The following is a 26,539-nucleotide window of genomic DNA, read 5'->3' as shown; positions in this document are numbered from 1 at the left end:
TATTTCCACATAACGAGACAATTTGTAATGAGTTCAACGTGCGCAAATGGCTAGAAGAAGAATTGAATCATATTGAGAGTTCAGAAATGCCAGATCATTTGAAGTTTGAGGAGGAACAAGCATGACAGTAGGCGAGTTGATAGAAGAACTTTCGAAGTATGACGACAATCAGGACGTAATTATTGTTGATTGTAATTTAGTTAAAATTGTAAATGTAGCAGGTATATATGAAACCCGTCTCGGTAGAGTCGTACTAAATACAGACAAGGGGGACGAAGATTTATGACACACAAATTTAAATGTGAAGCAGTTAGAGAAGATAGATTTATCGTTGAACTAGACGAACAGTATTTTGACGAAGCGTGGTTTGAGCATTTCAGAGAACATTTTTACAATCACAGCGATTTAGCAGAGATAGCAGAGTTTATCGCTAGCGTTATAACAAGATTAGGAACAGACACATATATTGACGGAATCGGTGTGCCGTTATTGAACGGAGAGACCCCGTACGGCGCGGACTCTAGGACTATCAACGCTCATGTGAATATCGTTGCAACACAAGAGATTGGCGACCAAGAATGCGGAGTTCTGGTTTGGGAGGTTTCACAATGACAGTAGGCGAACTAAAAGAATTATTGAATCGTTTTGAACAAGATTCCATCGTTAAAATTAATGACACTATGTTAGATGAACTAGTGAAAGTAGGTGGAGGATGTGAATTTGGAGTTGACGGAAGTCCGAAAGTAGTTATTTTAATAACTGACGAGGAGGATTACTTATGACCCAAAAATTTAACGTAGGAGATAGCGTGCAGTTTGTTTATAACAATGAACACTTTGTAGGAACGATTAAAGAATGCCCAATTAGAAAAGACTGGTACAAAGTTTTGAGGGATGACGGAGGGACTTTATCTATACTAGAACACAGTTTAGCCCCAGCACCAGCGTTAGTTAAAGTGCCTCAATTTGTCGCTGATTATATTGAAGATGCGAAAAAAGGAGTGTATAACACATTAGCTGCCGCATTTAATTGTCATACTAAAAATTGGGATGTTTCGTCATGGTTGCAAAATTTTGATGATTTAGATGGCTTGGATTATGACAAAGCTTATAAAAATCAAGAACTATTCGCAAGAGCTTGGTTAGACGGCTACACAGTCGAAAAGGAGCAGTTGTATTATGTTAAAATGCCTTTCTTAACTTGGAACGAAGATTCAGTGGACTTAGAAACGAATTGGGCGTATTTGCAACACGGTGCAAGAAGTGGCGAGACACGGATGGCTGCTACAAATAAAGAATTCCCTTCGAATGATTTTAAATCAAGATTAAGCGAAAAGACAATAAAAGCAATAGACGAACGGTACTGGGCGTTTGCCGTACCAGTTGAGGAGGAGAACAAAAAATGACTGAAAAAGAACAAAATCAATTAGCGTTTTACAATAGTTTTTACGGTTTAGTGTGGGAAAGTGGTTGGTTGAGTAGCGATACAGCATATGACTTATCAAAGCAAGCACAGCAAGAATCTGGATTTAATGCGTTCGGTGAAGAAGTCGAGCGCGAAATTGGAGCATGGCGTGTTAAATCTGGCGAAATGTACTGGACTGGATGGGGCGAAGACGGTACGCACCCAACTTTCGCTTTAGACACAGCGCCCGATTCGTTATCCGATGTGCCGACTTTCAATAGTAAACGGAAAGCGGAAGAAGTTGCTGAAATTTTTGGAGGCGAGGTTGAGAGAGTAGAGGAGGGCGAGCATGAGACCGATTGAGTTTAGAGTGCGTGACAAAATACGAAATAGATATGTTGAAAATGACGTGGCAGATTTAGCTTTAGATTTACGAAATGGAAATGTATTATTCGGAGATTTAGGGCATGATGACAGCATTGTGAACGTTACGGATGACGTTTTACTTGAACAGTACACAGGCTTAAAAGACAAAAACGGCAGCAAGATTTTTGAGGGGGATATTTTACGAATAACGGAAATGAGCGAGGGATACAAAAGCGCTGAACTGGAAGTTAAAGAATTTAAAGCGCCTGTTGTATTTGATGACTACGGATGGATTGTATACGACAAAGAAGATACTGGATACCCACTAGTTATTTTAGATAGAGCGTTCGATAGTATCGGCGCGGACACCGAAATCGAAATCCTCGGAAACATCTACGATAACCCCGAATTATTGAAAGAAGGTGCGGCGGAATGACAGGCGTAGAAAAAACTGGACGAACGTCAGCAAGCGATGCTGTGGTTCATGCGCGATAATTACAAAGACTATCGAGAAAGCAATGATTTCACAATGTCGCTGTATTGTATAATGGACAGCCTGATCGCATTAGACGGTTCACTATATCGCCCATACGGCGATTTTAACGAAAAAGAACGAGTACAAATCATACGAGCGTTCACAACATGGGCGCTTGAACAGGAGGAAAAGGAATGACACCACCGAAGCCTATTTGCGAGGAATGCGACGAAACATTCATTGAGTATGACGATATCATCATTTTTAACGACAGTGCTTATCACAAAGACTGTTTACACGAAGTAGCAGGAACAATTCTTTATTTCAGAAAAGGCGGCAGTGAAGAATTTGTAGGAGAAGATGAAAATGCTGATTTTGAAGGCGTGGCGTATGAAAAATTCGATGGGTTTGAGGAGGAAACGGAATGACTGAAAAAACAATGGTAGAAATTAATGGAATAAACTTTGAGGTCGACATGAGAACAGCAGTAAGAGTTGACGAGTTTAAAGTAGGGGACAACATCAAAATACTAGATAAGGGCAGTAAAAATTTAATGGAAGGTGTAATTGTTGATTTCCTTAATTTCAAAGACTTGCCTACGATTCAAGTTGCATACTACAAGCAAGATTACTTCGGGGCGGAAATTAAATTTTTGAACATAAATAGTGAAAGTGCAGACTATGATATATTGCCGTGTTCTCCGCACGAATTCGAGCTAGAGAAAAGCGCTGTAGTTGAAAAAATGACAGGTGAAATAAACTCTTACAAAGAAAAAGCAAATCAACTTCAAAAAAAATTAGATTGGTTTCTGAAATTTTATGGAAAGCATTTTGAGAAGAAGGAGGCGCAAGACTATGACGCAGAATGAGAAGGATAGAAAAATTGTTAATCAAGCGCTAGTCGTGTGTAAAATAGCCCTGGGAACAGGAGTAGATGAAGATGCTCCGATGATTCAAGCTATTAGAATTGCGGATAAACTCCTCACAGAGCGCGAGAATGCGGAAGAGGGTTATTTACACGATGCTAGCAAAGTTGGTTATCAAGATGCTTGTAGTACTCGTTTTATTAATAACAAAGAAAATTACAATGGAAACCCTGGCATTAAAGGCGTCTGGATTGCGATTAAGGATGGGGAGGAGGAGTAGTGGAATTAGCACTTTATGCAACGGTAGCGGCGGCCATAATGTTAGTCATGTTTTTGACGATACGAGATAAGAGGCCAAAACTAGATTTTAGAGTTGGCGATGTAGTTGTGTTCCCGGACGGAGACAGACATGTGCTTGGAACTGTCGAAGCTATTGCATCAGATGGAATGTTATTTATTATCGGTTTAGATGACCGTGAATATCACAAGAGGATAGCGAGCGGTTGTGGCTTAGTGCAAAGAGAGGCGGAGAAACTATGAAAATTGATTATAAAGAATTTGCTAATTTCATCAAAGGAAAAGGAATTGTAATTGTAGAATCAGAGTGCTACGACCATTCGAGCGGCTGGAAAGGTAAGAATATGTACGTACGTGATGATAACGGCTTTTTGAATGAAGACGGCAATTACTACGATAGTGCAAAATGGGGAACAATCGACTTATCCGGGAATGGTTATTGCTTTAACGCAGGTTTTATTGCAGGAAACTACGAAAAGATTAAAAAGTTTTATGCGATGAACAGCCTTAGCACGTTTGAAGATTTTTCAACTTTTATTCAGAGTGTGACGGTGGAGAAGGGGGCGGAGTAGATGGCGAAAGGTATTTCAGGCGAAGATTTCAACAAAGCGGATGATGCTAACAAGGCTAAACTAGTTCAAGTAGTTAGCGATTGGTCAATTATCAACGGATGGAACAAGGACTCGCTACACGAAATGATTAAGTGGTTAGTTCAGGAGAAAAAGGTGCTTGATATGCTTGGATATGAAAAGTTTGTATTGGGCGCGAAGAAAAAAGAATCAGACCGAAACTTTATGATTCAAGCACTTAGCAAATCAGAAAACAAGCCAATTACATTTTATGAGGACATGGAGGATGAAGAAATTGAAACAAGGTACGAGGCAATTGTCATCAACGAGGCGACCGACTACTCGAAATAAATACAACAATAAGAAAACCACCGTAGACGGATTTACATTCGATAGTCAGGCGGAAGCGACGTATTACGGTCACCTGAAACTACTTAAGAAGGCGGGCGAGGTTGAGAGCTTTAAACTCCAACCTCGGTATCTACTGCAAGAAGGATTCAGAAAAAACGGCAAGAGTCATCAAAAAAATAGAATACGTCGCTGATTTTGAAGTTCTATACGCAGACGGCCACACCGAAATTATCGACATCAAAGGCGTTAAAACCGAGGCGTTTAAGCTCAAACAAAAGCTTTTTGAACGGAAGTATATGGATTCGATTAAATGCCTTAAGCTTGAGGGCAGAGGATTTGTGGAGGTATGAGGATGGAAAATAACAATAGCAAAAGTGGCGGAATAGGATTTGTTGGATTGCTGACAATTTTATTTATCGCCTTAAAACTGACAGACGTTATTGATTGGTCTTGGGTTTGGGTGTTATCGCCAATTTGGATAATGCTCGTATTAGGAATAAGCTTATTTCTTTTCTTAACGATAATTTCGTTAACAATAACTATTGCGGCTATCATAATACCAATCATTGGGAGGCGTTCAAAATGGAAAAAGAATTAGGGAAGATTAGCAGTGCGTTGGATTTAGAATTTTGACAGAGGTTTTATAAAAAAGGAGGAAAAAGAATGAAAAAATTAATCTGGATTTGGTCTGGGGTTGTTTTCGGTTTGTTAGTACTACTATTGGTAATAGGTATCACGACAAATAACCGGGTTATCGGGTTAGAAGAGGAAATATCAAATTCTAAGTCGAATATCTCCAAAGAAGAACAGCGGCGCGTGGATTTATTTCACAATCTAGTCGACAGCATAGAGAGCTACAATAAATATGAACAATCAACTCTGGATAAGATAGTTCAAGCTAGATCACAAAGTTCTAAAGGTAATATTGAAGCGGCAGAAAAGACAATTAGTGTCATCGTAGAACAGTATCCGGACTTAAAATCACAAAAGAACTATCAAACGGCTATGCGTGAGTTCAGTATCACCGAGAATCGACTCGCAGAATACCGCGGAAATTACAATGCAATGGTGAAAACGTATAACCGATATATTCGGAGATTTCCCGCCAGCTTCATCCTGTCAATCATCGGGTACGATAAGCAGGATTATAAATATCTCGATTTCAAAGTAGACAACAGCCAAGCAACCGACTTGTTCGGAGGTAAATAGGATGGATATCGAGGTTACAAAGAGGGAGCTACTGATTGCTGTTGTGATTGTTATCCTGATGACGTGCCTCGGATTGTTCTTGTTCGGGCGCGTGACGGATAACCTACTATCCAAAGCGGAAAGGTATCAAACAGCGCTTAAGGTTCGAGGCAAAGAAGATTTCCTCTACGCCTTAGATACGCAACAGGGAAACATGGTTGTGCAGGCTAAGCTGAAAGTAAAAGAGCCCGTGAGTTTCCCCGAGTTAAAAGGTAGCTACGCTTACGTGGAAAAGAGCCGGGAAGAGTATACGATGCACACGGAGACCTACACAGACTCGAAAGGCAAGGTCCATACTCGGACGTACTGGTCTTGGGATTATGTAAGTGGCAAATCCGAGAAATCGGACGAGCTGATTTTGTATGGAAAAACATATAGTGCTGATAAATTTTCTCTAATAGAATCCGAAAGGCTACGAGCTAGCGATGTTTTGAAAGATAAGTATAAAAGTAGACTAACGGGTTATTACTATTACACTGGTAGCCACGTGCGCTATAGTTACCGCGCTGTGCCTATATCTTTCAAGGCTAGTTTTATCGCTAATGCGGGAGAAAAAGGACTCTCGTCCGTAAAAGGAGATTCAGAAATAAGTCTCGAAAACACAGATATAGAGGGACTAATTGAACATTTAGAAAAAGGTGCTATGTGGGTGAAAATAGGATTCTGGATTGGCTGGTTAGTACTTACAGGCATTGCGGTTTTTGGATATGTCAGTTTAGAAAATAGGTATTTAGAAGATTAGAGACAAATAAAAAAAACGAGGCTCGCGCCCCGCTAATTAATCGAACAAATTAATTATAACACAGGGGGCGCTATTATTGAGTTTATTTGACCTACCACGAGCGAATGATATTGATTATATCAATACCGTTCGCGCTTTAAAACAGTTTTTCAAGGATTATAAAATCTTGCGTGTGAAGGCCGGAGAGCGTAAATTTCCTACTCTAACTACAACATACACGATTACGCCTCCCGTATTTTCAAATCAGTTTAACAGTAAAGTCGAGGATGCAGCAATACACAATATTGATACAGTCCAGGTCGCGCAGGATGTCGTTAAAAAGTACGATGTGATCATCAATCAGCTAGAGCATTTTCAGCGCAAAATCATCATTGAGTGCTTCATACACGACTCGCGTGATATTGACGTCATGATTGATATGCCTTATGAAGAAGCGCAATACAAACGTGAAAAGCGTAAAGGTGTTATACAATTAGCTACGACGCTCGGCATTGAAGTGCTAAAACAAAAATGATACTTTCTTGATACTTTTAGAGCGAAAAACCATTGTATAATTGTAGTATGAGAGAAGTGGGATAAACCCAAAAAAAATTAGATAACTTCTTTTCCCGCTTCTCTCATTTTTATCAAGGAGTAGCCAAGCGGTAAGGCATGAGGTCGCGCTTCAATCGCTGGTTCGAATCCAGCCTCCTTGTAATAAGCTGACCCCCTGCAGGTCGCGTTTTATAACGTAACTGATTGTATGGTCGGCTTTACATACCGTCCTATTGATTTATGTTTCCAGAGCTATGCACGGCATAGTTTATCCTCGCCTACGGGTAGAATGAATGAAAAGAGGAGAACAAAAAACAAGTCGTTGACGAGCGGCACCGCAGAAGTTACCTGGTTTTATAACTGCGGATTTACATAACTGTCCTACGCTTACTGGACATTAAACACGCCGAGCAGGCACTACAACGCGTAGTGCTTTTTATTATGTGTGAGGAGTGGTGAAATGAAAGTATTTGTACTGTTTGAACCAGGGCATTACGTTGATGAACCAGGTATTGTATGGGGAGTATTCAGCACCAAAGAAGAAGCGCAAAAGTATGTAGACAATAAAAGTTACAGATATATGGTGATTGATGAATATACTATTGATAAGTATGGAACGAGCGAGGATTAAATAATATGAAACAATTCATACACGATATGATCCATATGACAGAAGGTGAAAAGCTCATAAATTATTGGTGGCTATGGTTAGGTATTGGGATTTTATGCGCGGTAGTAATCTATAAAAGGAGTGGGAAGCATGGAAAATAACCAAAAGTTCGAGGATAAGGCGCGTAAAGCGTTCGAGGAAATAGTTAAATTTATCAAGGAAATAGCTGTAGCAATCCTTGATTTTGTTGAAAGAATTAAGCGTGTATTAGCCAATCACCCTGAAGCTAAAAAACACATGCAAATAGCAAGCAACACGAACAACTCGCGGATTAAACGCAAAAATATCAAGAAATTGCGTTTGCTTTCTAAGGGAGGCAGGCTATTCAACTAATTAAAATCTATTCTAACAAAGGGAGGCGTGGTGATATGTAGTGACTAAAACGGAGAAGAAATATAGAGTATTTGCACTGGCTTATGTGTCAAACGGTTTTAACGCTACAGAAGCCGCGAAAACCGCAGGATATAGCGAAAAGACAGCAGAATCGCAAGCGTCTAGACTGTTAAAGAATGTTAAGGTGCTCGAATTTATAGATGAAGAAATGAAAACAGTGTCGCAACGAATGCAAGATGACGCGAAAAAGGTTTATAAACTCCTATGGAGTCGCATACTTGATTGCGGGGTTAAGCTAGCTGAAAGCAACGAGGCCAAAAAGGGATTAACTGCATTGAATGCGGAAATGGCCTCTTTGCGATTGAAAGACGTACCTCTTGCTGAACACGTCGACAACTTAGACGATGAATTAGAACGTATGATGTTCCAAACAACTAATGAGGCAGCGGCAAGGCGTGAAGAGATAGAGTATGAAATGACTGAATATAACAATAGTCGCAGAGCAATAAAAGCGAAAATGAAGTATGTAGAGGCTTTAATGAGCAACTTCTATTTGAACTATCTTAGTAACGTTGAATATGAGAAGTACGCAAGGCTTCAATCAGACCTCTTACAAGACCTATTTGATCGCAGTGGCTATAAAGATATATCTGTACTGAACAATAGGAGAATTGAAGCCCAAGTAAGCAAAGCCGAATCAGAAGCAGCTATCTTTGAAAATAGAGCTGGCAAGATTGCGATTAATGATGCTGAAAAAGCACAGGTTAACGATTTAATCGCGATTGGTAATAAGATTATCGGTATAGAAAGCGGTGCTGATGATGCTACTGAGTGAGAAGCAAACAGAAAATATTTATTCCTCATTACAGGGCATTGAGCTTGAAATGAATGAGGGTACAATCCGTTCTGGGAAAACATTCTCCGATGCGCAAAAAATGGCTATTATTTATGCAGCTAGCCCTGATATGAATCATTTAATATCGGCATACAATCAAGAACAAGCTTACAGAATGTTCATGGATTGCGAGGGCATGGGGTTAGTTAATATCTTTAAAAATGTCGGAGAATTAAGAAGCGATAGACACGGCGATCATCTTTGGCTTAACTTGCCAAATGGCGAAAAGAAGATTTATTACAAAGGTGGAGGTAAAGCCAACTCCGTAGGCGCTATCACAGGGGTGTCGTTCGGTACTGTAACCTTTTTGGAGTTTAATTTACTGCATAAGTCCTTTATTGAAGAATCATTCAGAAGAACATTAGCTGCTAAGTTCAGATACCATTTAGCAGAACAAAACCCGCCAGCTCCAAATCACGCTAACTTAGAAACGCTAGAGCCGTTTATAAAAACTGGCAAGTATCGATTTAGGCATTGGCGGCCGCATGATAACCCGATTTTAACGGGTTCTAGGTTAGCGGATTGGGAAGAACAATGTAAAGTGTCCGACTACCTCTACAAACGCGATTGGTTAGGTCAACGCGTTATGCCCGAGGGTGTTATTTACTCCATGTTTGACATAGAAAAGCACTCAACTAAGAATCTTAAAGGCGCTGTTATTGAGACGTTTTTTACTGCCGATGGAGGACAAGGAGACGCGACTACCTGCGCTTTCTGGGCAGTTACTTTTTATCAAGGGCAGTATTATCTATACCGTATGGCAAATTACTATCACAGCGGTACAGACACGGGCCTAGTGAAAGCAATGTCCATTTACGCTAAAGAGATAAAAGAATTCGTTGGCTGGTGTAGAACGAAGTGGGCGGAATTCCCGCACTATAATTACTTTTTTGTAGATCCAGCCTGTAAGTCATTACGAGAAGAATTACACTTACTAGGAATTGATACAGATAAGGCGGACAACAACACCAGAGATAAGATTTCAAGCAACGGATTAAAGATAGAAATCGGGATAGAGCGAATGCAAAATGCGCTTTCGAAAGGTGTGTTTTTTTTTGTATGAGCATGAGGCCCCTTACGATCATTACAATTTTGTGAAGGAAATCGGGATGTATGTGCGAAATGATAATGGCATTCCTGTTGATAAAAGCAATCACGCATTAGATGAAGCGCGCTACGGAGTCAACTACTTTACTAAAACATATTTGGGGGTGATTTGATTGCTAGAAAACATTAAAAAATTTGTTTAGGAAAGGTGGTGCTAAGTTAGGCATGGTTGAGTCTTTAGAGAATATAACGGATCACCCAAAAAATTAATATCCCGCAAAATGAGTTAGATAGGATATTCCAGAACAAAAAAGTTTTACGCAAACCCACAGACTTATGTCAGTTATAAAAACGTTGATGGGGATGACGTGGAGCGAGAATATCATGCGATTAATGTATCGAAAGTGGTATCGAAAAAGCTTTCCAAGCTCGTATTCAACGACGGCTGCAAAATATCAGTTGATAATAAAAAAGCGAATGATTTTTTACAAAAAACATTAGAAAAATCTAAGTTTAGAAAGAACTTTGGCGAAGAACTAGAAGGCGGCTATGCTATTAGCGGCTTGGTCCTTAGGCCATATTATGATGAGAATTCTAAAACCATAAAAATAGCGTATTGTTCCGCAGATAGTTTCTATCCGCTTGAGTCAAACACAAACGACGTTAGCGAAGCGGCAATCGCGACAAAGACCCAGCGGACAGAGAACAAGAAAACAATCACATACACACTATTAGAATTCCACGAATGGATAAACGGCTCATACGTCATTTCAAATGAATTGTACAGGTCCGAAACGGAAATGGAAATCGGTATTAAGGTTCCGTTATCAGCGCTGGATAAATACAAAAAACTACAAGAGTCTGTAACCCTCCAGGGATTTACCCGACCGCTTTTTATCTATATCAAACTCGCAGGAAAGAATAACATAAATTACGGAAGCCCCCTTGGCCTAGGCGTTATCGATAATGCCAAAAGGCAATTGCAAGATATTAATGACAAATACGATGAATTTATGTGGGAAATAGAAGAAGCGAAGACAAGAATTATTGCCTCGGACCATTTCTTTAAGACGAGATACAACTCAGAAGGTAAGTCAATCCAGAGATTCGACAAAAAAACGGGCGTCTATAACAAATTGAGTAGTGACGAACCATTTATTGATGAATTTGCGCCCGCTCTTAGAGCATCAGAGTTCATAGAATCCATTAATTTTATCTTACGAGTGATTGAACTAAATACCGGCTTTAGCTCTGGAACGTTCTCATTTGATGGTAAATCAGTCAAGACAGCAACTGAGGTTATTTCAGAAAACACGGAGACATACCAAACGCGGACCGATAATACATTGATTGTTGGTGAGGCCCTTACAGAATTAGTAATCACAATTTTTGAGCTTGCGGCAGCCTACGGGCTTTACAATAGCGAAATGGATTTTGGTATAAATGTAGACTTTGACGATGGCGTTTTCTCCAGCAAGGAAGCTAAGTTAGATTATCACGGCAAGGCCGTAACATTAGGAATGCTATCGAAAAGGACCGCGATAATGAGGCAATATGGCGTTACAGAAAAAGAGGCTATAGCAGAGCTTGAAAGAATAATCGAGGAACAATTAAAAGCTTCGCCAGATCAGCAACAAGCTTTAGCGGAAGTCAGTTTATTAGGTCGTGAGGAGTGATTTAGATGTCTATTACGCCGCATCAACTGGACCTTTATACAAGTCAAGTTGTCGACATGTATAGAGCGCTAGAAATAGATATTTTTAAACAAATCGCTCGACGCTTAAAAGCGAGCGGTAATGCAACACTCTTAGAATGGCAAATAGAAACGCTGGCACAACTAAATATGATAAACAACAACATTATCAAGGAGCTTTCTATTGTGTCTGGCCGATCATCGGAAGAGATAAAAAGGATAGTTTCAGATGCTGGTTATTCAGCGATAAAAGATGTTGACAGCCATTTAAAGAAAGTATTTGACCCTAAACCTCTCCCAAACGATTTAGATGTCATCTTAAGTGCCCATGTAGGGCAAGTGTTTTTGGAACTTGATAACTTAGTGAACCAAACCCTCATCACAACGAATTACGGTACTAGCTTAGTAGCTCAGATGTACCAACGAATCATCAATGAAACAACTGCTAAAGTTATTAGTGGCGTAAAAACGCTGGACAAGGCGTTAGAGGAGACGATATTACGCTGGGTCAATAAAGGTATCGATAGCGGGTTTGTAGACAAGGGCGGGCATACGTGGTCCTTAGAACGCTATGTTGACACGGTGATTCGTTCAACAGTAAATAACACCTATAATGAACTGAGTACATCCAGAATGGGAGAATACGACGTATATACCGTACTGATGACATCTATTTATGATGCGGCGCCAAGATGTGCTGGATGCCAAGGGCTTGTATTAGACATGCGCCCATTCGGTAAAAACGAATCGGGCTATCCCTCTATTTATGAATTCGGCTATGGCAAACCGGGCGGAACCTTGGGAATCAATTGTCGGCATCGTATTATACCGTTTGTACCGGGTGTAAATACAAACAACCAACCCGTGTATGACACCGAAGACATGGATGAGCGCTATAAATACCGCCAGATGCAACGAACGCTAGAAAGACGCATTAGGGCCACGAAGAAAAATATCATTATCACGCAAGAGCTAGGTTCAGACAAATTAGATCATTTCAAGCGGCTATTAAGCAGTCAACAAGCGCAGATGAGGGACCTTTTAAACGAATCAAACGCAAGTCATCTTAAACGGAACTACAAACGCGAGAAAGTCGTTACACCAAAAGAATTATTAACGAAAAACAAGTCCTAAGGGCTTATTTATTTTGTCTCGACCTGCTCGGATGTCGTAAAAAGACGGCCCTCGTGGTCGTACCACGTAAAAAATCGTAGGAGGAAATAATATGAAACGTGATTTTTTAGAAAGTTTAGGCTTGGACAAAGAAACGATTGATAAAGTAATGTCTGAACACGGTAAAAGCCTCACTGCCGAAAAGCAGAAAGTAACTGAATTGGAAGTTGAAAGAGATAGCTTTAAGGAGCAACTTTCACAACGAGATTCAGATATTGAAAACGTTGAAAAAAAGACTCGGGTACAAGCGAAGAATTAAAACAACAACTAGAAAAGTGGCAAGGGGATTACGATACGTTAAAAGCTGATTCGGAGGTCCAACTCGCAGAGACCAAAAAAAAATGCTGCAATTGATTTAGCGCTGACTAAAAGCGGAGCTAAAAATATCAAAGCGGCAAAGGCTTTGTTGGATTTAGATGGCTTAGAGGTAACGGAAAAAGGTGTTAATGGGCTAGACGAACAGCTGAAAGCTTTACAGGAAAATGAATCCTATCTGTTTGGTGAAAGCGAGAAAGCGACAACCCTACAGATTGTTACGGGAGGAAATCCGGGGCAAACAGTTGTTAAAGAAGGTCCGTTAGGCCAACAAATGAAAAGTGAAAAATTTAATCTAACTAAATTTTTGACGGATAAAGGAGAGAATAAATAATGGCAAATGAAATTACGCGTTTATTAGATGTTGTAACGCCAGAAGTGTTCAATACGTATATGAACAACTTTACAGAAGAAAAATCGGCTATCATCCAATCGGGTGTCGCTGTTGCGGATCAATCCGTATCACAAAATATCACAGCGGGCGGGTTGCTTGTCAATATGCCATTCTGGAATGATTTAGACGGTGAAGACGAGACACTCGGTGACGGGGACAAAGCGCTAGGCACAGGTAAAATCATTGCAGGTGCCGATATTTCTGCGGTAATGTATCGTGGCCGTGGATGGTCTGTCAACGAATTAGCGGCTGTTATCTCAGGTGACGATCCTATGGGTGCTTTGATGGGAAAAATCGCCTCATGGTGGATGCGTAGAGAGCAAACGGTCCTAATCTCTGTGTTAAATGGATTGTTTGCAAATAACGGCGCATTGGCAAGCACGCACCTTCTTGATAAACCAACGTCGGCAATCTCGGGAAATCTAGTGCTTGATGCAAAGCAGTTGCTAGGCGATTCAGCAGATAGACTAAGTTTAATCGTTATGCACTCTGCTGTTTATACTGAATTACAGAAACAGAATCTAATTGCGTTTATTCCTAACGCACGCGGTGAGGTCAATATTCCAACGTATTTAGGATACCGCGTTGTTCAAGATGACGGTGTTCCGGTTAAAGACTCTGTTTACACGTCTTATCTATTCGCTACAGGCTCCATTGGTCGTAACACAGGTAATCCAGCGAAACTAACAACGTATGAAACAGCACGCGATTCTGCCAAAGGCAACGATCAAGTGTTTACTCGTCGAGCATTCACGATGCACCCTTACGGCGTTAAATTTACAAACGCTGATCGTGAAGCGGGAGAGATTACTCCAACAAACAAAGACCTTGCTAAAGCCACTAACTGGGAAAAAGTTTACGAAGATAAGCAAATCGGCATTATCGGGATTAATCACGCACTAACTGAACAATCAGGTGGCTCGGGGGAGTAGCACCGCCGCAATCTCGTGCGGCGACAGTAGACTACAATAGCCTTACTGTTCCAGAAATTAAGTTACTACTGGACGACATGGGAATCGATTATAAAACAAATGACAATAAAGCAACTTTAATCTCTTATTTAGATAAGGAGGGGTAACGTGGAGAGTTATCTTACGTTGAGCGAATACAACGCTCAAGGTTTTGAGCGAATAGAGGACCAAGATCATTTTGACAAACTTTTATCCAAGGCGAGCGCCGTTCTGGACAACACGACTCGCCGTTTCTACGTGTTTGAAGAGCTTGAAAGCGACTACCCTTACCGCAAAGAAGCGTTCAAGAAGGCCCTAGGCTGCCAAATTGAATACTTCTTAGAAACGGGTGAGCTGACAACAGAAAGCCTTAATAATTCGCCTCAAAATGTCGCTATAGGTAGCACATCAATCTCGAATACGTCTAAATTTAATGCAGCCGGCAAGAATGAAAGTAAGTCTATAATTTCTGATGATATTTACATTTATCTTGAAGGTACAGGGCTGTTAAGTCGAGGTGTTTGTTGATGCGACTGCCTAAAATTCCTAAAAACATGCTTGTTGATACGTTTGTTTACGAAGAATTTATAGATGAGGACCGTTACGGCAAAGCGACATATAAAGCTCCAGTGCTAGTTAAGTATGTGCGGATTGACAGAACGCTAGCTTTTAGCCGAGACGCAAGCGAAACAAAAATTATGGCAAATGCAACTATCTATTGTTATGCGGATCATACGACGCCATTCCCGGCGTTTATAGAACGCTCTAAGATAACATATGACGAGAAAGAGGCGATTTTACAGAGTGCTTCTAGTTTTTCGCACCCTTATCGTGCAGAAACATGGTCCTATGAATTGAAGGTGATCTAATGGGCGTTAAAGTTAACATTAATCTAGATGGGGTTAAAAAAAAAGCTCGGCAAGAAAAACTTAGAAAAAGGAAAATACGCATTAGCCAATCAGGCTTTAGCTGATATGAATCAGTTTATACCCGCGGATAGTTACTTGTTAAGGCAAGTAGGAGCTGTTGCCGCTGACGGAAGCACATTAATTTGGAAGACACCCTATGCGAAACGCCTATTCTATAATCAATTTTCGAATTATACAACGCCAGGAACAGGTCCTAGATGGGACTTAGAAGCAAAAACTATGTTTATGAGTGATTGGCTGACAGCATTTAAGAAAGGATGCGGATTATGAGTTTAGATTTTCAAGACATGCTTATGAATGAAGTTGATACGCTCAAATTAGCTTATCCGATACGGGCTGGCGCTTTGGACGTTGAAGATTCCATCGCGCTTAACTCTATCGCTGGTGGTAAGACTATTAAGTCATATTACGATGGCACAGAGCAAAAAGCGCTAAACTATGAGTTCAGTATTAAGACCAAGGACCAGAAAAAAGCAATCGATTCATTAAATGCTATTTCGCTTCATCTAGAAGCCGCGAAGCACTTACCTAGCGGAAATAGCTCATATGATTTTGATGGTATTAAAACAACGAATGAATCTTTTTTTTGTCGGAGAAGACGAAAAAGGGTTCTTTTTCTTTCGCTTGATTATTCAAGCAACCATTACAGTTTATTAATTTTAGGAGGTAAATAATTATGCCAACACAAACAGGTTTTGTAGTAAATGCAAAGACAGAGTATGAAATAGCTGAACTGGTTGAAAGCATCGAAAGCGCGGAATGGTTACCACTGGCTGGCGGTATTCAAGAAATTAAACCTAGTTCAGAGGAAGAAGTAGATGAAACAGCCTATTACGACGGCGGAGGCTCAAAAACGAAAGATGTTACTGGTGTTTCGGAAAGTTACGATGTTTCCGGACATCGTAAATATGGGGACAAAGCGCAAGATTTGATTGCAGGAATGTTCCGTAAAACTGGAGATAATAGAAAGCTATATTTCAAAGTGAAACAAGTCGATGGGGTGACAGCTCAGGGTATTGCGACAGCTTCTGAAATTATACCATTTGGTGGCGCCGCAGAAACAAAAGGCGAATTCAGTGTAAAAATTAGTTTTGACGAAACGCCAGAAGAGGTAGCTGCGCCCTAAGCCCAAGCCGGTCAGCGTCACAGTGACCAATCAAACGGAACTATCAGCGTTGAAGCTTCAAGGCAGGGCTAAAATCAATATTGCTACTTCACCTGATGACGCTGACGATAGCGTTATTTATGAGACTAATAGCAATATTATAGAGGTTGATAGCCTAGGAAATATAAAAGCTATTGCCGGAGGAGACGTAACACTCACGGTAACGTCCAAAGTCGATAGTTCTATTAAAACGGATGTAGATGTTTCTGTTCAATTGCCTGAGATTAAGAGGGTTATTGAAAACGTCGACTCATTTACGAACTTGACGAGTTGGCAATTGCAATCAGGTGCAGGGACGTCACGTGTAGCGGATACAGTGAACACAGCTGATACCCAATCTATAAAATTAGTTGCTGATAAGGTGATTGCCTTCATGCGTAATGCAACGATTAATGTCGATTTGAAAGATAAGACTGGGTTAGAAGTATTGTTTTATGTTCCTGATATAACGGCGGTGAGTAAGCTGGTTATATACATTTCTAACACAACAGCACTAACGGTCAACGCCTCGAAAAATATTTTGCAGTCTGATCTGAAAAAAGGGTGGAACAAAGTCGCATTCTCGCTAGAAGGTATGACAAAAAGTGCGGGCTTTGATTTCGATGCGCCTATGTTAGCCATGCAGGTTCGTGTGGAGCCTGTCAGTGGTATAACAGCAGAGGTTAGCTTTGACAGTATTTCAAGTGTTAAAGCTAACAGTGCAAACGTCCTTTTCACGATGGATGATGGTTGGATTTCACAATATGATGACCATTACCCTATACTAAAAAGCCGTAATTTACGTGGCAACATAGGGCTTATTAAAAACAAGTTAAGCGCAATCGGATACATGACTAAAACACAATTTACAGAGCTTTACAACTTACGCTGGGATATATTCAACCACACAGAAACACATCCAGACCTTTCGGCATTAACCAAAGACCAGGTGAAAGCGGAATTGGGCAATTGCTACGATTGGTTAATTGCAAATGGCTTTGAGCGTGCGGCGGATATTACAGCTTATCCGCAAGGGAAATATAGCGATATTGTACTTTCGGCACTGGAAGAGCTTAATTTCACATGGGGGCGCTCACTAATTAATGGTATTGACCTAGAAAGTCAGCGCGATAATTATTTAGCTAAGGCATTCAATCTAACACCTAGCGTCACAGCGGATAATGCTATCAAGGCGGTAAATGAAGCCATTGCAATCGGTGGTACCATTACATTCTTGACGCACAAACTGATACCCGAGAGCGAGATTACGACAGATGCTATGTATTGGAGTAAAGAGCGATATATTGCCCTTGCTGATAAAGTGAAATCCGAAGTTGAAGCTGACAGGGTGATTGTGCCGACTGTTAGCGAATTAAGTAAATAAAATAAAGCCCTCCTTGCGGGGGCTATTTTGGAGGTACAACATGGCTAAAGTAACGAATATAAATAATAACAAGAACGTCATTCATATTGATTTAGAGGAGTCCTATCTCGATTTTAACATTGCTGGTAAGGTTTTTAAGGTTCCATTAGGTGATGATGCTCGTTTGGAAATAATTAAGGCTGGTGATGAATATCAAGAAGCAGTCGATAAATTAGAAGAAATTGAAATTCAGGATCCGGAAAATATAACAACAGATGAGTATATCCGGTTATTGGAACGAAGTGAAGAACTATTAAAATATGCCTTGAATAAATCATTAAATAGTGAAAAGGCATATGACTACATCTACGAGAACACAAAAGACATCCTTCGAGTTGTTAGGGTTTATCGTATGGTACAAAGCGAAGTTGAGGCATATTTTGGAGCCAATACAGCAGTAGATCCCGATTATCGAAGTCAGTACTTGCAAAAAGTCAATGCGAAAAAGAAGAAGTGATCTAGATGTTTAATTTAGCTTATTCACTTGAAAATGAGGTGCAAATTGGCGAGGACACGTATTCTATCAACATGGCGTATGATAATATTTTGCTGTTTATTGAGCTTTTGGGTGATAAAAGTGTTCCAGCTGACAAGAAGTTAGAAATCAGTATTGAGATTCTGCTTGGTGAACAACTAGAATATCCTATCGAAACCTTAGAAAAAATCTTTTCTAAATTGTTAGAGATTGTTTTCGAGACCGAGGAACAAGAACCAGAAGAGGTTGAGCTTGATTTAGCGGGTAATCCGCTGCCTGAACAGTTTCAAAAAAAAGAAAAAAAGAGAAAGTGCATTACAACCTCATGGAAGACGCACAGTACATCTTTTCTAGTTTCAAGCACTATTACGATATTGATTTGTTTGAGGTTCAAGGCGAGCTAGATTGGCGCAAATTCAAAGCGTATTTGTCTGACCTCGGCAGTAAAACAAAATTTAAAGAAGTCATGGAAATACGCATGATGAAAATACCAAAAGACGCAACGGAAGAAGAAAAAGAAAATATCAAACAGCTGAAAAAGTTATATCAACTTAAAGCGGATCATGGCGATATTGAGAATGACGCGATGGATTTAGCAGAAAGGCAAGCTTTGCTTAAAAAACAAATGGCAGAAGCGGAAGGAAAAGAGGTGGAATAAATGGCAGATGGGCAAGTAGTTATTGAAATTAGTTTGGATCCCGATGATATCGACAAAGGTATGGCTAAAGTGGAAAAAGATTTTATTGCGAAAGGTAAGAGCATGAGTAAGAGTTTTGATGAGGCTTATCGTGAAGCGACTAGAGCAGCGGTGAATAGCTTTGCGAAAATGAAAGAAACAATGATTCGCTCGATGCAAACAGTAGCTAACACAACTAAAAGCGCGATTAAAACAACGATTAGCACTGTACTGCAGTTACCGGCAAGGGTTCAATCGGCAGTTGGTGCAATGGTTAACTCACTGAAAAGCAGTCTGCAAAACTTTGTTAAATCAGGAGTTTCGAGCTTTAAAACCTTAGGTACTAACATTAAGCAGATGGCGACTAACTTACGAAGTGGATTCACAAGTGCCTTTAACTACGTTCAAACGAGTTCGCAACGTGCGATGTCTGTTGTAGCAAATACAATCAAGGCTCTACCAGCAAACACCAAGAGCGCAGTAGTGAATATGAAGAATTCATTTATTAGTGGGTTTGAGAACGTTAAAACAGCAAGCAAGAACATGACAACGCAATTAGTCACTTCATTCAAGAATATACCTAACATGGCGAAAACAGCCGCCACATCAGCAGGAAATGCGCTTAAAACTGGTTTAGTAGTTGCATACAAAGCGGCGGTTATAGGTGTACATCAAGGCACAAAACAAATCATTGCAGGTATACAAGATATTCCAGGTGTGGCAAGAACAGTTGGCTCGGCTACAAGTTCGGCATTGAAAACAGCATTTAACGCTAGCGTATCAGCGGCAAAAACAGCAGGGCAAGGGATAAAAACAGGTTTCCAAGTCTCTTTAGCAAGTGTGAAAAGTGTTGCTGTTGCATCAATGAATGGTGCGAAGAATGCTATTTTGAGTGTTGGCCGAGGGACGAAAAGTGTAGGCGTTAGTATTAAAAATGGCTTTGTTTCAGCGTTTAATGGTATCAAGAATTCCGCTAAAAATGCTGGGGCATCAGTCAACGCGGCATTTAAGAAATCGATGGAAGAGCCGGCGGAGCAGGCAAGGTTAAGTATATTACGACTTGTAGCCGCGTTTGGCATAGTGGCCTCAGTTAAAAACGGGTTTTCGAGTGCTTTTGAACGAATTGATGTTATGGAGAGATTCCAAAGAGTCATGACTGTACTTATTGGCGATGCTAAACAGGTAAATAAAGTACTGGAAGACACAAAGCAAATAGTTGTGGGTACCAGTTATGGGTTAGACGATGCAGCCAAAGCGGTTCAAAACTTCGTTACCAGAGGATTGAATCCCGATAAAGCCGTGGGCTATGTGAAGTCATTTGCCGACGCAGTTTCATTCTATGGGGATGGAAGTGCTGAGCAGTTTCAGACAGTTAGTTTTGCGTTATCGCAGATGCTAACTAAAGGCACTGTAGAAATGGATAAAATGAATATGCTATTTGATTCAGGAATCGACGGGGTTGGAATCTATGCAAAAGCCGTGAAACGTGATTCAGCAAGTGTGCAAAAAGACTTATCGGATGGAAAAATAAAATCAATTGATTTTATCGACACTGTTTCTAAGGCAATGATGGAGGGAACAAACGGAGTAACTAAAATTGCAGGTGCTGCGAAAAATGCCGGCGCTAGCTGGGCTGGAACTTTCAAAAATATGAAAGCAGCGGCTACTAGAGGGTTCATGGAAATTACACAAGCTATTGATAATTCATTGATAGAGAATGGTTTCCAAAGCTTACGAGATAGCATAGCAAGTGTAGGCGTTCATATTGAAACAGCACTAAAGAAATTTGCTTCATACATTCCGACAATAGTGTCAAAAATGATAGAGCTTTATAATGTTATTAAGCCATTCGCTCCTTTGATATTAAAAGTCGCGGCGGCTTTCTTTGCTTTACAAGCCGCTTCGGGAGTTCTTGGTTTGTTTGGCAAGATAGGGAAAACGTTTGTGCCTTTAAAAAAATCGTTGCTGATGATTACTAGTGGATTTATGGGGCTTGGTAAATTTATTTTAAAGCCTGCTGAAGCTATTGTACCGTTAATTGCAAGATTTAAAGGATTGATGGCAGTTGCTGGACCTGTTGGTATTGTTATCACAGCGCTAACAACGGTAGTTATCGGGATGTTCCAAGCATTCAAACAGAATACAGCTAATATCAAAGGCTTTATGTCCGGCGCGTTCGAGGGTATCAAAAAATCATTTGGTGAAATGGTTAAAGTTTTCAAGCAAATAGTCACCACGTTAAAACCTGTTACGAGCGGTTTTTCAGGACTACTAAAATACATTGGTGTGGGCGCTTTTGTCGCTCTAACAGTTGTTTTAGCTGGATTAGTGGACATTCTTCGTATATTAGCCACCGTCGCACTCTCTAGCATCAAGACCATGCAGGGCTTGTATTATGCTGCTAAAGCGGCGTATCAAGCTATGAGGCTAGACATAAAGGGCGCTGGCGAGAGTATGAAAAAATCCGGAGAATCTTTTGTAGAAGCCGGAAAAGTCATGGCAGGTGCGTTTGATCCAGCAAAATCGGCTGTGGTTCAGACGATAGGTTCCATGAAAGAACTTGGTAAAGAGACGGATAAATCAGCAGGAATAACAGCCGAAGCGATGCAAAAGAGCTCAAAAGCTGTACAAGAGAATGCTAAACAGACAGAAAAAGCTGTTTCAGACTCCAATAAGAGAATTGATGTGCTTCTAAAAGGCGGAATGGATCAATATGGTACGAAACATACAGCACAAACTACATCATTCCTAAAAGCCGCGAAGGATTTATATTCAAACTATCAAAAAGACGCGCAGACAGCGCAAAAAGAATACGCAGACGCAATGACGAAGGCGGAAAGCGCAAGTGGTAATGAACGCAAGAAAATTATTGAAACAGCAAACAAGAACCTCGCTGATACAACGAAACTTGGCAACAATATGCTTATTTCGCTAAATCTAGATTACGGGAAAATGCTAAAAGAAAACCGTTGGACTGATGGTAAAGCTCTAACTGCTCAACAAAAGGAATTCTTAACACAGCAAACAGAAGATATAAGGGTGGAGCTTGCTAAACAGAACCAAATGTATGCAGAAGCTAACCTCACTCGTATTAAAAATGGTAAGTCTGTTAGTCAAGAGGAACAGCAATTGACGCTATCCATTATCAAAGATTCCTATAATGATTGTAAAACAGCTGTTACAAAGGGTGAGCAAGAGCTTGCAAACTTGGAAAAAGCACAAAGAGAGGCTAAAACACAAGCAGAAAAAGACTCTTTGGGCATTAAAATAATTGACCAAAAGAAAACGAATGATGAAATACTGACAAACCTTAAAAGTTGGACTGGTGAAATGAATCTGGCTATGGGGAATGGTAGTAAGTTAACCGCTGAATCATTTGCTAGCGGCCTAAGCATGATGGGGAAAGTCACTGATGAGCAACTAGGTTTGTTATTCCAGAGTTTTGTTGTAACAAGTGGATCCATTGATAGTAGCTTAGGAGCTTTAGGTGTCATCATGGAGCAACGTGGTGGCCAGAATATTCAAGGGTTTGTAAATGCGCTGAAAAGTGGCGATTTCCCAGCTGCTGGAATGCAAATTACAGAGGGCGTTATTGATTCTATTAATAAATTACCACCTCAAATGTTTGTAGAAGGCGAAAAAGGAAGAGATGAATTCTTAAAAGCAATCAAGTCAAATCAGTATCAAGAAGCTGGTAAGTATCTGAATGATGGGGTTAAAACAGGTTTAGAACCATTTGATGCTATGATGGCCGGAAAAGGTAAAAGCGGTGGAAATCAGTTAAGCAACAACTTAAAAGGCAAGCAAAAAGATGCTGAAAATGCTGGTAAATCTTTAGCTTCGAAAGCCGAAGCGGGCGCGAAAACTGTTATTCCTAAGTTGTCAACAGTCGGCGGTACTGGTGGTCAAAACCTTGTAAATGGGTTAGACAATAAACAGTCCGCGGCATATAATGCAGGGGCGAACGTAAGTAATAGTGGTAAATCTGGCGCACAAAGCGTTGGTGGTTGGGAATCTGTCGGTTCGAACATGGGAGCTGGTATATCTGCCGGCCTTCGTTCGGCAGCTGAATCAGTAGGAACGGCCGCCGCAAATGTTGTAAGAAATGCAATGGCAGCGGCTCAAAATGCTGGACAAATTAAGTCACCATCTAGGCTAATGCGCGATCAAGTTGGTAAGTATTTAGCAGAGGGTGTTGCGGTCGGCATGGATCGTGATAAAACAGTCGTTAAATCCGCTAAAAATATGGCTCTTTCTGCAGTTACAACGACAAAACAAGCGTTAGATATTCATTCTCCATCAAGGGTTATGCAATCGCTCGGTGAATTTGTGGGTCAAGGTCTGGCGAACGGGATCGTTGGCACACAAAAACAAGTAGCGAAAACGGGAACTACATTGGCGAAAAAATTATCAGATGCGATAAATGCAGGTTTAACGACAAAAGCGGCTAAGAATAAGCAGATGAATGCGACTTTGAAAACGTTGAATAAGCAACAAACGCAGCTGAACGAGTTAGTTTCTAAGCGGTCACAAGCAACAAAGAAAATAAGCGCTCTGAATGCACAGCTGACTAAGGCACCAGCTAAGAAGAAATCAGGTTTTGCGAAACAAATCGAATCTGCTAAAAAACAAGTACAAAGTTACAACAAGAGCATTACGAATTTGCAGGATAAGATTAGTACAACAAAATCAAAAATTGGTGATATTGGTTTAGATCGTAAAACAGCAATACAAGCGGCTAGTTTGAAATCGATTCAAAGTTTTGTCAGAAACGAAACGAACAAGCTCAATGCTATTGCAAAACAGCGTGATACAGTCACCGCTAAACTGAAAGATGCGAATAAAAAACTTGCTGACCTGGTAAAAGATAGCCAGAAATATTCGCAGGATATCATGGAGAAAACACTGGATTATGCTTCTATTACAAACGTGGCCAAAACTGGTGTAACTGGTGACAAGATAAAACAAGCCCTAACTGACCGTTACAACAGCATCAAAGAATTTACAACAAACATAGCGAAGTTGCGCAAGATGGGCGTTCACAACACGATTATTCAGGATATTGTTGAGGCGGGTGTTGATGGTGGTGCGGCATATGCAAAAGCACTGGCCGTCACAGATAAAAAGACAATCAGTTCCATTAATGCGATGCAAAATAAAGTTGCAACAGCTAGCAAGTCACTTGGTAGCACATCGGCAGATCAGATGTACAAGGCAGGCATTGACGCGGCAAAAGGGCTAGTAAAAGGCTTGGATAGTCAGCAAAAAGCACTAGATGCGGCGGCTCGACGCGTAGCGAATACGATTACTAGCTCGGTACGAAAGGCGCTAAAAATACACTCTCCATCGCGGGTTATGCGGGATGATGTAGGGCGTTATATCCCGCAAGGTATCGCAGCAGGAATCGATGCTGATGCGCAATATGTTGAAAAAGCTATGCAAGACATCAAAATCGCAGGCGTTTCGTTGCCGAAAATTACAGCGGAGAGCGTGCTAGGGCTGAAAACAACAAAGGCGCAGACAAATACACCAATTCAGGTTAACGTGCCGAAATCAGAGCCACAGGCAGTTTACAACGATGCGCAAGTGATTGCTTTATTGAAACAGCTCGTTGAAAAAGACCCAACAATGGTTGTTAACGGAAAAGTGCTAGCAGAGGTCGTCAATAACGAGAGTGGTAGTACTCAAAGCTTACTAAATTTCATGGGAGGGATTAAATTTTGACTAAGTTTCATATGATTGTGGATGGTCAGATATTTGACCTCACAGAATTGTTCGATTTGAGGGTAGTGGAATTTAAGCGGCAGTCTCCCCAGATTGTAAATAATTACACGACAAGTCAAGGCATAGACGGCGGAGAGGATGAAGGTAGTACTTTTGAAAAGTTCACGTATGCTATTACATGCAAATTCATCACAGAGAACTCCGTAGATTATCATTTGAAAGTAAATGAACTGTATCGCTTCATTTACCGCCGCGAATCATATTTTATTCATATTGACAGGGAATACGGGAAAATGTTTGAAGTTCACCCGTTGCCGGTTGATATTGAACGTATCTCAGAGGGCAGAGGAAACATTACTCTGCTATTTGAAGTGTTTCGGGGTTATGGTAGGTCATTCACAACAACCTTAACCCCTCTTACTTTTGAAAGTAATACGTGGCAGTTTGCACAGGGCTTGGAGTTAGCAGATTATCAATATACACATCAATCGAACCGATTTAATATTTTCAATGCCTCGGATTTTCCGATAGATCCGCGCGTTCACGATTTGGAAATAATCATAAAAGGATCGAGCGAGGGTGAATTAAATTTCTATAATCGAACAAATGGGGATCGCTTTATTTATTATCCACCCATACGAACGATCGACACGTTGACGCTTGAAAAAGGCGCAAAAATGAATGGTATTGCGTGTGGCCGAGATACAAATTTCGGCTTAATCAGGCTAGAGAAAGGGATAAATGAATTTGAGGTATTCGGCGCAAGTCAGTTGGATATCTCTTTTAATTTCCCATTTATCTATGAGTAGGTGGTTGATTTGGACATACAAGTAAGTGACTTTGATAAGCAATACAAAGAGAATGTGATAGGGTTCGAGAAGGATTCTTTTGTTGAAACCTGGACAGAAAACCAAGCTTGGCAAATTGATTTTATTATCAAAGAAAAGCCTGGTGAAAATGATGTATCTTTTCGCTTAATTGATTATGAAAGTTCGATTTTTTACGACGGCCAAGAATTTGTTATTAAGAAAATGACGTCTGCAGGTGCTGGGGCGAAGCATATTAAATCAGTGACGGCAACACATGTTAGTTTCAATATGCAAGACCAATTTCGCTATGAGGTTTTAACGGGAAAACTAACTATTCAAGCCTGCTTGAAACATATCTTCGGCGTGGATCAAAATAAAGTGAACGCTGCAGGTTTCTCTTGGGAGGTTATCGGCAGTTTTATTTCGATTGAGCAAGAGAACTTTGGGGCGAACGATTGGCTAAATTTGCTGTTAGAGGTTCAAAAGGATTATATGGCCACGATGATTCCGGATAATAAACACCTAGCGTTCCGAGTAAGTGACTACGGAGAAAAGACAGAGAATGAAATACGCTACCGAGAAAACACAAACGAAATTCAATTTGATATCGATACGTTTAATTTACGAACACAAATTCGTGGATCGGGTAAAAAAGATGAAGATGGAAACGACTTATTCCCACCAGTCACGTACACCAGTCCAGAGGCGGATAGGTGGGGTATTCGAGTTGCTGATCCTGTCGAAGATGAACGATACACAGACGCGTCCAGCCTAACCGCTCGATTAAAAAACGACTTGCAAGATAAGCCAGAGGTCTCTGGTTCTGTTACATTATCTAAGTTATACAACGTGAATAAGTGTGATTATGTCATGATTATCTATGAACCATTAAATATCAAAATCGATGTGAAGATATGCGGTTTTAAAAAATATCCATTTGTAATTAAACCGCCGGACGTAACTATATCAAACAGAAAAAAAGACATGCAATCTATTATTGCTAATTTAGCAAGAAAAGTGATGAAAGGAGCGCGATAG

Annotated in this window: 39 protein-coding genes, 1 tRNA gene and 1 pseudogene; all 41 read left to right on the top strand. The window is 40.5% G+C overall.

The window, feature by feature from the left end; translation table 11 throughout:
• Positions 1 to 121: 121 nt before the first annotated feature.
• The 41 genes and pseudogenes from PROCOU_RS17655 (at position 122) to PROCOU_RS01240 (ending at position 26,539) form a co-directional block, all read left to right on the top strand.
• Positions 122 to 286, top strand: a complete 165-nt coding sequence (locus PROCOU_RS17655; protein ID WP_159101169.1) for a hypothetical protein — start codon at positions 122 to 124, stop codon at positions 284 to 286.
• Positions 283 to 612 carry a hypothetical protein gene (locus PROCOU_RS01415; RefSeq protein WP_051994072.1) on the top strand — a complete coding sequence of 110 codons (330 nt, stop codon included), beginning with the start codon at positions 283 to 285 and terminating at the stop codon, positions 610 to 612. Before PROCOU_RS17655 ends, PROCOU_RS01415 begins: the two co-directional genes overlap by 4 nt.
• Complete coding sequence (locus tag PROCOU_RS17650) at positions 609 to 782, top strand: hypothetical protein (protein WP_159101168.1); 174 nt, start codon at positions 609 to 611, stop codon at positions 780 to 782. The genes PROCOU_RS01415 and PROCOU_RS17650 overlap by 4 nt, the downstream gene beginning before the upstream one ends.
• Positions 779 to 1,405 (top strand): DUF1642 domain-containing protein, encoded by a 627-nt coding sequence (locus tag PROCOU_RS01410; RefSeq protein ID WP_051994070.1) that lies wholly within the window; start codon positions 779 to 781, stop codon positions 1,403 to 1,405. The genes PROCOU_RS17650 and PROCOU_RS01410 overlap by 4 nt, the downstream gene beginning before the upstream one ends.
• On the top strand, positions 1,402 to 1,767 hold the full coding sequence (locus PROCOU_RS01405) for a hypothetical protein (protein ID WP_036069180.1): 366 nt from the start codon (positions 1,402 to 1,404) through the stop codon (positions 1,765 to 1,767). The genes PROCOU_RS01410 and PROCOU_RS01405 overlap by 4 nt, the downstream gene beginning before the upstream one ends.
• Positions 1,754 to 2,206, top strand: coding sequence for a YopX family protein (locus tag PROCOU_RS01395; protein WP_051994066.1), 453 nt, complete (start codon positions 1,754 to 1,756; stop codon positions 2,204 to 2,206). Before PROCOU_RS01405 ends, PROCOU_RS01395 begins: the two co-directional genes overlap by 14 nt.
• 36 nt (positions 2,207 to 2,242) lie before the next feature.
• Complete coding sequence (locus PROCOU_RS17645; protein WP_036069178.1) at positions 2,243 to 2,443, top strand: hypothetical protein; 201 nt, start codon at positions 2,243 to 2,245, stop codon at positions 2,441 to 2,443.
• Positions 2,440 to 2,673, top strand: a complete 234-nt coding sequence (locus tag PROCOU_RS01385) for a hypothetical protein (RefSeq protein WP_036069176.1) — start codon at positions 2,440 to 2,442, stop codon at positions 2,671 to 2,673. The genes PROCOU_RS17645 and PROCOU_RS01385 overlap by 4 nt, the downstream gene beginning before the upstream one ends.
• Entirely contained in the window at positions 2,670 to 3,113 is a 444-nt protein-coding gene (locus tag PROCOU_RS01380) for a hypothetical protein (RefSeq protein WP_036069175.1), read from the top strand. Before PROCOU_RS01385 ends, PROCOU_RS01380 begins: the two co-directional genes overlap by 4 nt.
• Entirely contained in the window at positions 3,100 to 3,390 is a 291-nt protein-coding gene (locus PROCOU_RS01375; RefSeq protein WP_036069173.1) for a hypothetical protein, read from the top strand. The genes PROCOU_RS01380 and PROCOU_RS01375 overlap by 14 nt, the downstream gene beginning before the upstream one ends.
• On the top strand, positions 3,390 to 3,650 hold the full coding sequence (locus PROCOU_RS01370) for a hypothetical protein (protein ID WP_036069171.1): 261 nt from the start codon (positions 3,390 to 3,392) through the stop codon (positions 3,648 to 3,650). Before PROCOU_RS01375 ends, PROCOU_RS01370 begins: the two co-directional genes overlap by 1 nt.
• On the top strand, positions 3,647 to 3,979 hold the full coding sequence (locus PROCOU_RS01365; protein ID WP_036069170.1) for a hypothetical protein: 333 nt from the start codon (positions 3,647 to 3,649) through the stop codon (positions 3,977 to 3,979). The genes PROCOU_RS01370 and PROCOU_RS01365 overlap by 4 nt, the downstream gene beginning before the upstream one ends.
• Entirely contained in the window at positions 3,980 to 4,327 is a 348-nt protein-coding gene (locus PROCOU_RS01360; RefSeq protein ID WP_036069168.1) for a hypothetical protein, read from the top strand. It begins immediately after the preceding gene.
• On the top strand, positions 4,248 to 4,520 hold the full coding sequence (locus PROCOU_RS19175) for a DUF1064 domain-containing protein (protein WP_425268380.1): 273 nt from the start codon (positions 4,248 to 4,250) through the stop codon (positions 4,518 to 4,520). The genes PROCOU_RS01360 and PROCOU_RS19175 overlap by 80 nt, the downstream gene beginning before the upstream one ends.
• Positions 4,429 to 4,677 (top strand): DUF1064 domain-containing protein, encoded by a 249-nt coding sequence (locus tag PROCOU_RS19170; protein WP_425268379.1) that lies wholly within the window; start codon positions 4,429 to 4,431, stop codon positions 4,675 to 4,677. Before PROCOU_RS19175 ends, PROCOU_RS19170 begins: the two co-directional genes overlap by 92 nt.
• A gap of 2 nt (positions 4,678 to 4,679) precedes the next feature.
• Positions 4,680 to 4,925: a hypothetical protein gene (locus PROCOU_RS01350; protein WP_036069167.1), complete on the top strand. Its 246-nt coding sequence runs from the start codon at positions 4,680 to 4,682 to the stop codon at positions 4,923 to 4,925.
• Positions 4,926 to 4,990: 65 nt separating this feature from the next.
• Positions 4,991 to 5,536: a LemA family protein gene (locus PROCOU_RS01345; RefSeq protein ID WP_036069166.1), complete on the top strand. Its 546-nt coding sequence runs from the start codon at positions 4,991 to 4,993 to the stop codon at positions 5,534 to 5,536.
• A 1-nt stretch (position 5,537) separates the two neighbouring features.
• On the top strand, positions 5,538 to 6,317 hold the full coding sequence (locus tag PROCOU_RS01340) for a hypothetical protein (protein WP_036069165.1): 780 nt from the start codon (positions 5,538 to 5,540) through the stop codon (positions 6,315 to 6,317).
• Between the two features lie 76 nt (positions 6,318 to 6,393).
• Positions 6,394 to 6,831 carry an ArpU family phage packaging/lysis transcriptional regulator gene (locus tag PROCOU_RS01335; RefSeq protein WP_036069164.1) on the top strand — a complete coding sequence of 146 codons (438 nt, stop codon included), beginning with the start codon at positions 6,394 to 6,396 and terminating at the stop codon, positions 6,829 to 6,831.
• Between the two features lie 113 nt (positions 6,832 to 6,944).
• Positions 6,945 to 7,012: transfer RNA gene (locus PROCOU_RS01330), tRNA-Ala, on the top strand.
• A gap of 299 nt (positions 7,013 to 7,311) precedes the next feature.
• Complete coding sequence (locus tag PROCOU_RS17640; RefSeq protein ID WP_159101167.1) at positions 7,312 to 7,482, top strand: DUF7336 domain-containing protein; 171 nt, start codon at positions 7,312 to 7,314, stop codon at positions 7,480 to 7,482.
• A 129-nt stretch (positions 7,483 to 7,611) separates the two neighbouring features.
• Entirely contained in the window at positions 7,612 to 7,854 is a 243-nt protein-coding gene (locus tag PROCOU_RS01325) for a hypothetical protein (RefSeq protein ID WP_036069163.1), read from the top strand.
• Between the two features lie 40 nt (positions 7,855 to 7,894).
• Positions 7,895 to 8,689: a terminase small subunit gene (locus PROCOU_RS16235; RefSeq protein ID WP_051994064.1), complete on the top strand. Its 795-nt coding sequence runs from the start codon at positions 7,895 to 7,897 to the stop codon at positions 8,687 to 8,689.
• Positions 8,673 to 9,812, top strand: coding sequence for a PBSX family phage terminase large subunit (locus PROCOU_RS01315; protein WP_341871237.1), 1,140 nt, complete (start codon positions 8,673 to 8,675; stop codon positions 9,810 to 9,812). Before PROCOU_RS16235 ends, PROCOU_RS01315 begins: the two co-directional genes overlap by 17 nt.
• Positions 9,805 to 9,969 carry a hypothetical protein gene (locus PROCOU_RS19005; RefSeq protein WP_341871236.1) on the top strand — a complete coding sequence of 55 codons (165 nt, stop codon included), beginning with the start codon at positions 9,805 to 9,807 and terminating at the stop codon, positions 9,967 to 9,969. Before PROCOU_RS01315 ends, PROCOU_RS19005 begins: the two co-directional genes overlap by 8 nt.
• A 117-nt stretch (positions 9,970 to 10,086) precedes the next feature.
• Positions 10,087 to 11,472: a phage portal protein gene (locus PROCOU_RS01310; RefSeq protein WP_244266203.1), complete on the top strand. Its 1,386-nt coding sequence runs from the start codon at positions 10,087 to 10,089 to the stop codon at positions 11,470 to 11,472.
• Positions 11,473 to 11,477: 5 nt separating this feature from the next.
• On the top strand, positions 11,478 to 12,623 hold the full coding sequence (locus PROCOU_RS01305; RefSeq protein WP_036069161.1) for a phage minor capsid protein: 1,146 nt from the start codon (positions 11,478 to 11,480) through the stop codon (positions 12,621 to 12,623).
• A gap of 91 nt (positions 12,624 to 12,714) precedes the next feature.
• Positions 12,715 to 13,311, top strand: a pseudogene (locus PROCOU_RS01300) (phage scaffolding protein).
• The gene (locus tag PROCOU_RS01295) at positions 13,311 to 14,303 is read left to right on the top strand and encodes a major capsid protein (protein WP_036069159.1); all 993 of its coding nucleotides are present in this window, start codon (positions 13,311 to 13,313) and stop codon (positions 14,301 to 14,303) included. The pseudogene PROCOU_RS01300 and the gene PROCOU_RS01295 overlap by 1 nt, the downstream one beginning before the upstream one ends.
• Before the next feature lie 147 nt (positions 14,304 to 14,450).
• A complete protein-coding gene (locus PROCOU_RS01290) occupies positions 14,451 to 14,849 on the top strand; it encodes a head-tail connector protein (RefSeq protein WP_243832109.1) in 399 nt (132 codons plus the stop codon).
• Positions 14,849 to 15,190: a putative minor capsid protein gene (locus PROCOU_RS01285; protein WP_051994060.1), complete on the top strand. Its 342-nt coding sequence runs from the start codon at positions 14,849 to 14,851 to the stop codon at positions 15,188 to 15,190. Before PROCOU_RS01290 ends, PROCOU_RS01285 begins: the two co-directional genes overlap by 1 nt.
• Before the next feature lie 27 nt (positions 15,191 to 15,217).
• Positions 15,218 to 15,520: a minor capsid protein gene (locus PROCOU_RS01280; RefSeq protein WP_036069158.1), complete on the top strand. Its 303-nt coding sequence runs from the start codon at positions 15,218 to 15,220 to the stop codon at positions 15,518 to 15,520.
• Positions 15,517 to 15,924, top strand: coding sequence for a hypothetical protein (locus PROCOU_RS01275; RefSeq protein ID WP_036069157.1), 408 nt, complete (start codon positions 15,517 to 15,519; stop codon positions 15,922 to 15,924). Before PROCOU_RS01280 ends, PROCOU_RS01275 begins: the two co-directional genes overlap by 4 nt.
• A 2-nt stretch (positions 15,925 to 15,926) precedes the next feature.
• Positions 15,927 to 16,376, top strand: coding sequence for a phage tail tube protein (locus PROCOU_RS01270; RefSeq protein ID WP_036069156.1), 450 nt, complete (start codon positions 15,927 to 15,929; stop codon positions 16,374 to 16,376).
• A 22-nt stretch (positions 16,377 to 16,398) separates the two neighbouring features.
• Positions 16,399 to 17,778 (top strand): polysaccharide deacetylase family protein, encoded by a 1,380-nt coding sequence (locus tag PROCOU_RS01265; protein ID WP_036069155.1) that lies wholly within the window; start codon positions 16,399 to 16,401, stop codon positions 17,776 to 17,778.
• Between the two features lie 40 nt (positions 17,779 to 17,818).
• Positions 17,819 to 18,274 carry a phage tail assembly chaperone gene (locus PROCOU_RS01260; protein ID WP_036069154.1) on the top strand — a complete coding sequence of 152 codons (456 nt, stop codon included), beginning with the start codon at positions 17,819 to 17,821 and terminating at the stop codon, positions 18,272 to 18,274.
• A gap of 5 nt (positions 18,275 to 18,279) precedes the next feature.
• Positions 18,280 to 18,696, top strand: a complete 417-nt coding sequence (locus PROCOU_RS16230) for a Gp15 family bacteriophage protein (protein ID WP_051994057.1) — start codon at positions 18,280 to 18,282, stop codon at positions 18,694 to 18,696.
• Entirely contained in the window at positions 18,618 to 18,950 is a 333-nt protein-coding gene (locus PROCOU_RS16960) for a Gp15 family bacteriophage protein (protein ID WP_077913280.1), read from the top strand. Before PROCOU_RS16230 ends, PROCOU_RS16960 begins: the two co-directional genes overlap by 79 nt.
• Entirely contained in the window at positions 18,951 to 24,692 is a 5,742-nt protein-coding gene (locus PROCOU_RS16225; protein ID WP_051994054.1) for a tape measure protein, read from the top strand. It begins immediately after the preceding gene.
• Positions 24,689 to 25,501 carry a phage tail domain-containing protein gene (locus tag PROCOU_RS01245; RefSeq protein WP_051994051.1) on the top strand — a complete coding sequence of 271 codons (813 nt, stop codon included), beginning with the start codon at positions 24,689 to 24,691 and terminating at the stop codon, positions 25,499 to 25,501. The genes PROCOU_RS16225 and PROCOU_RS01245 overlap by 4 nt, the downstream gene beginning before the upstream one ends.
• Positions 25,502 to 26,539 carry a phage tail protein gene (locus PROCOU_RS01240; RefSeq protein WP_036069153.1) on the top strand — a complete coding sequence of 346 codons (1,038 nt, stop codon included), beginning with the start codon at positions 25,502 to 25,504 and terminating at the stop codon, positions 26,537 to 26,539.

The organism is Listeria rocourtiae FSL F6-920 (genome assembly GCF_000525975.1).
Classification (GTDB): Bacteria; Bacillota; Bacilli; order Lactobacillales; family Listeriaceae; genus Listeria_A; species Listeria_A rocourtiae.
Note: the sequence above shows the minus strand (reverse complement) of the source record. Positions and strands in the feature narration are given on the sequence as shown.

Coding starts and splice junctions, on each gene's coding strand:
- PROCOU_RS01385 (WP_036069176.1), top strand. CDS start 2,440: ATGACACCACCGAAGCCTATTTGCGAGGAATGCGACGAAACATTCATT.
- PROCOU_RS01410 (WP_051994070.1), top strand. CDS start 779: ATGACCCAAAAATTTAACGTAGGAGATAGCGTGCAGTTTGTTTATAAC.
- PROCOU_RS01395 (WP_051994066.1), top strand. CDS start 1,754: ATGAGACCGATTGAGTTTAGAGTGCGTGACAAAATACGAAATAGATAT.
- PROCOU_RS17655 (WP_159101169.1), top strand. CDS start 122: ATGACAGTAGGCGAGTTGATAGAAGAACTTTCGAAGTATGACGACAAT.
- PROCOU_RS01340 (WP_036069165.1), top strand. CDS start 5,538: ATGGATATCGAGGTTACAAAGAGGGAGCTACTGATTGCTGTTGTGATT.
- PROCOU_RS17640 (WP_159101167.1), top strand. CDS start 7,312: ATGAAAGTATTTGTACTGTTTGAACCAGGGCATTACGTTGATGAACCA.
- PROCOU_RS01280 (WP_036069158.1), top strand. CDS start 15,218: ATGGGGTTAAAAAAAAAGCTCGGCAAGAAAAACTTAGAAAAAGGAAAA.
- PROCOU_RS01305 (WP_036069161.1), top strand. CDS start 11,478: ATGTCTATTACGCCGCATCAACTGGACCTTTATACAAGTCAAGTTGTC.
- PROCOU_RS16225 (WP_051994054.1), top strand. CDS start 18,951: ATGGCAGATGGGCAAGTAGTTATTGAAATTAGTTTGGATCCCGATGAT.
- PROCOU_RS01345 (WP_036069166.1), top strand. CDS start 4,991: ATGAAAAAATTAATCTGGATTTGGTCTGGGGTTGTTTTCGGTTTGTTA.
- PROCOU_RS01350 (WP_036069167.1), top strand. CDS start 4,680: ATGGAAAATAACAATAGCAAAAGTGGCGGAATAGGATTTGTTGGATTG.
- PROCOU_RS01380 (WP_036069175.1), top strand. CDS start 2,670: ATGACTGAAAAAACAATGGTAGAAATTAATGGAATAAACTTTGAGGTC.
- PROCOU_RS16230 (WP_051994057.1), top strand. CDS start 18,280: ATGTTTAATTTAGCTTATTCACTTGAAAATGAGGTGCAAATTGGCGAG.
- PROCOU_RS01325 (WP_036069163.1), top strand. CDS start 7,612: ATGGAAAATAACCAAAAGTTCGAGGATAAGGCGCGTAAAGCGTTCGAG.
- PROCOU_RS17650 (WP_159101168.1), top strand. CDS start 609: ATGACAGTAGGCGAACTAAAAGAATTATTGAATCGTTTTGAACAAGAT.
- PROCOU_RS01405 (WP_036069180.1), top strand. CDS start 1,402: ATGACTGAAAAAGAACAAAATCAATTAGCGTTTTACAATAGTTTTTAC.
- PROCOU_RS01375 (WP_036069173.1), top strand. CDS start 3,100: ATGACGCAGAATGAGAAGGATAGAAAAATTGTTAATCAAGCGCTAGTC.
- PROCOU_RS01360 (WP_036069168.1), top strand. CDS start 3,980: ATGGCGAAAGGTATTTCAGGCGAAGATTTCAACAAAGCGGATGATGCT.
- PROCOU_RS01415 (WP_051994072.1), top strand. CDS start 283: ATGACACACAAATTTAAATGTGAAGCAGTTAGAGAAGATAGATTTATC.
- PROCOU_RS16960 (WP_077913280.1), top strand. CDS start 18,618: ATGGAAGACGCACAGTACATCTTTTCTAGTTTCAAGCACTATTACGAT.
- PROCOU_RS01285 (WP_051994060.1), top strand. CDS start 14,849: ATGCGACTGCCTAAAATTCCTAAAAACATGCTTGTTGATACGTTTGTT.
- PROCOU_RS17645 (WP_036069178.1), top strand. CDS start 2,243: ATGCTGTGGTTCATGCGCGATAATTACAAAGACTATCGAGAAAGCAAT.
- PROCOU_RS01365 (WP_036069170.1), top strand. CDS start 3,647: ATGAAAATTGATTATAAAGAATTTGCTAATTTCATCAAAGGAAAAGGA.
- PROCOU_RS19175 (WP_425268380.1), top strand. CDS start 4,248: ATGAGGACATGGAGGATGAAGAAATTGAAACAAGGTACGAGGCAATTG.
- PROCOU_RS01275 (WP_036069157.1), top strand. CDS start 15,517: ATGAGTTTAGATTTTCAAGACATGCTTATGAATGAAGTTGATACGCTC.
- PROCOU_RS01295 (WP_036069159.1), top strand. CDS start 13,311: ATGGCAAATGAAATTACGCGTTTATTAGATGTTGTAACGCCAGAAGTG.
- PROCOU_RS01315 (WP_341871237.1), top strand. CDS start 8,673: ATGATGCTACTGAGTGAGAAGCAAACAGAAAATATTTATTCCTCATTA.
- PROCOU_RS01260 (WP_036069154.1), top strand. CDS start 17,819: ATGGCTAAAGTAACGAATATAAATAATAACAAGAACGTCATTCATATT.
- PROCOU_RS01270 (WP_036069156.1), top strand. CDS start 15,927: ATGCCAACACAAACAGGTTTTGTAGTAAATGCAAAGACAGAGTATGAA.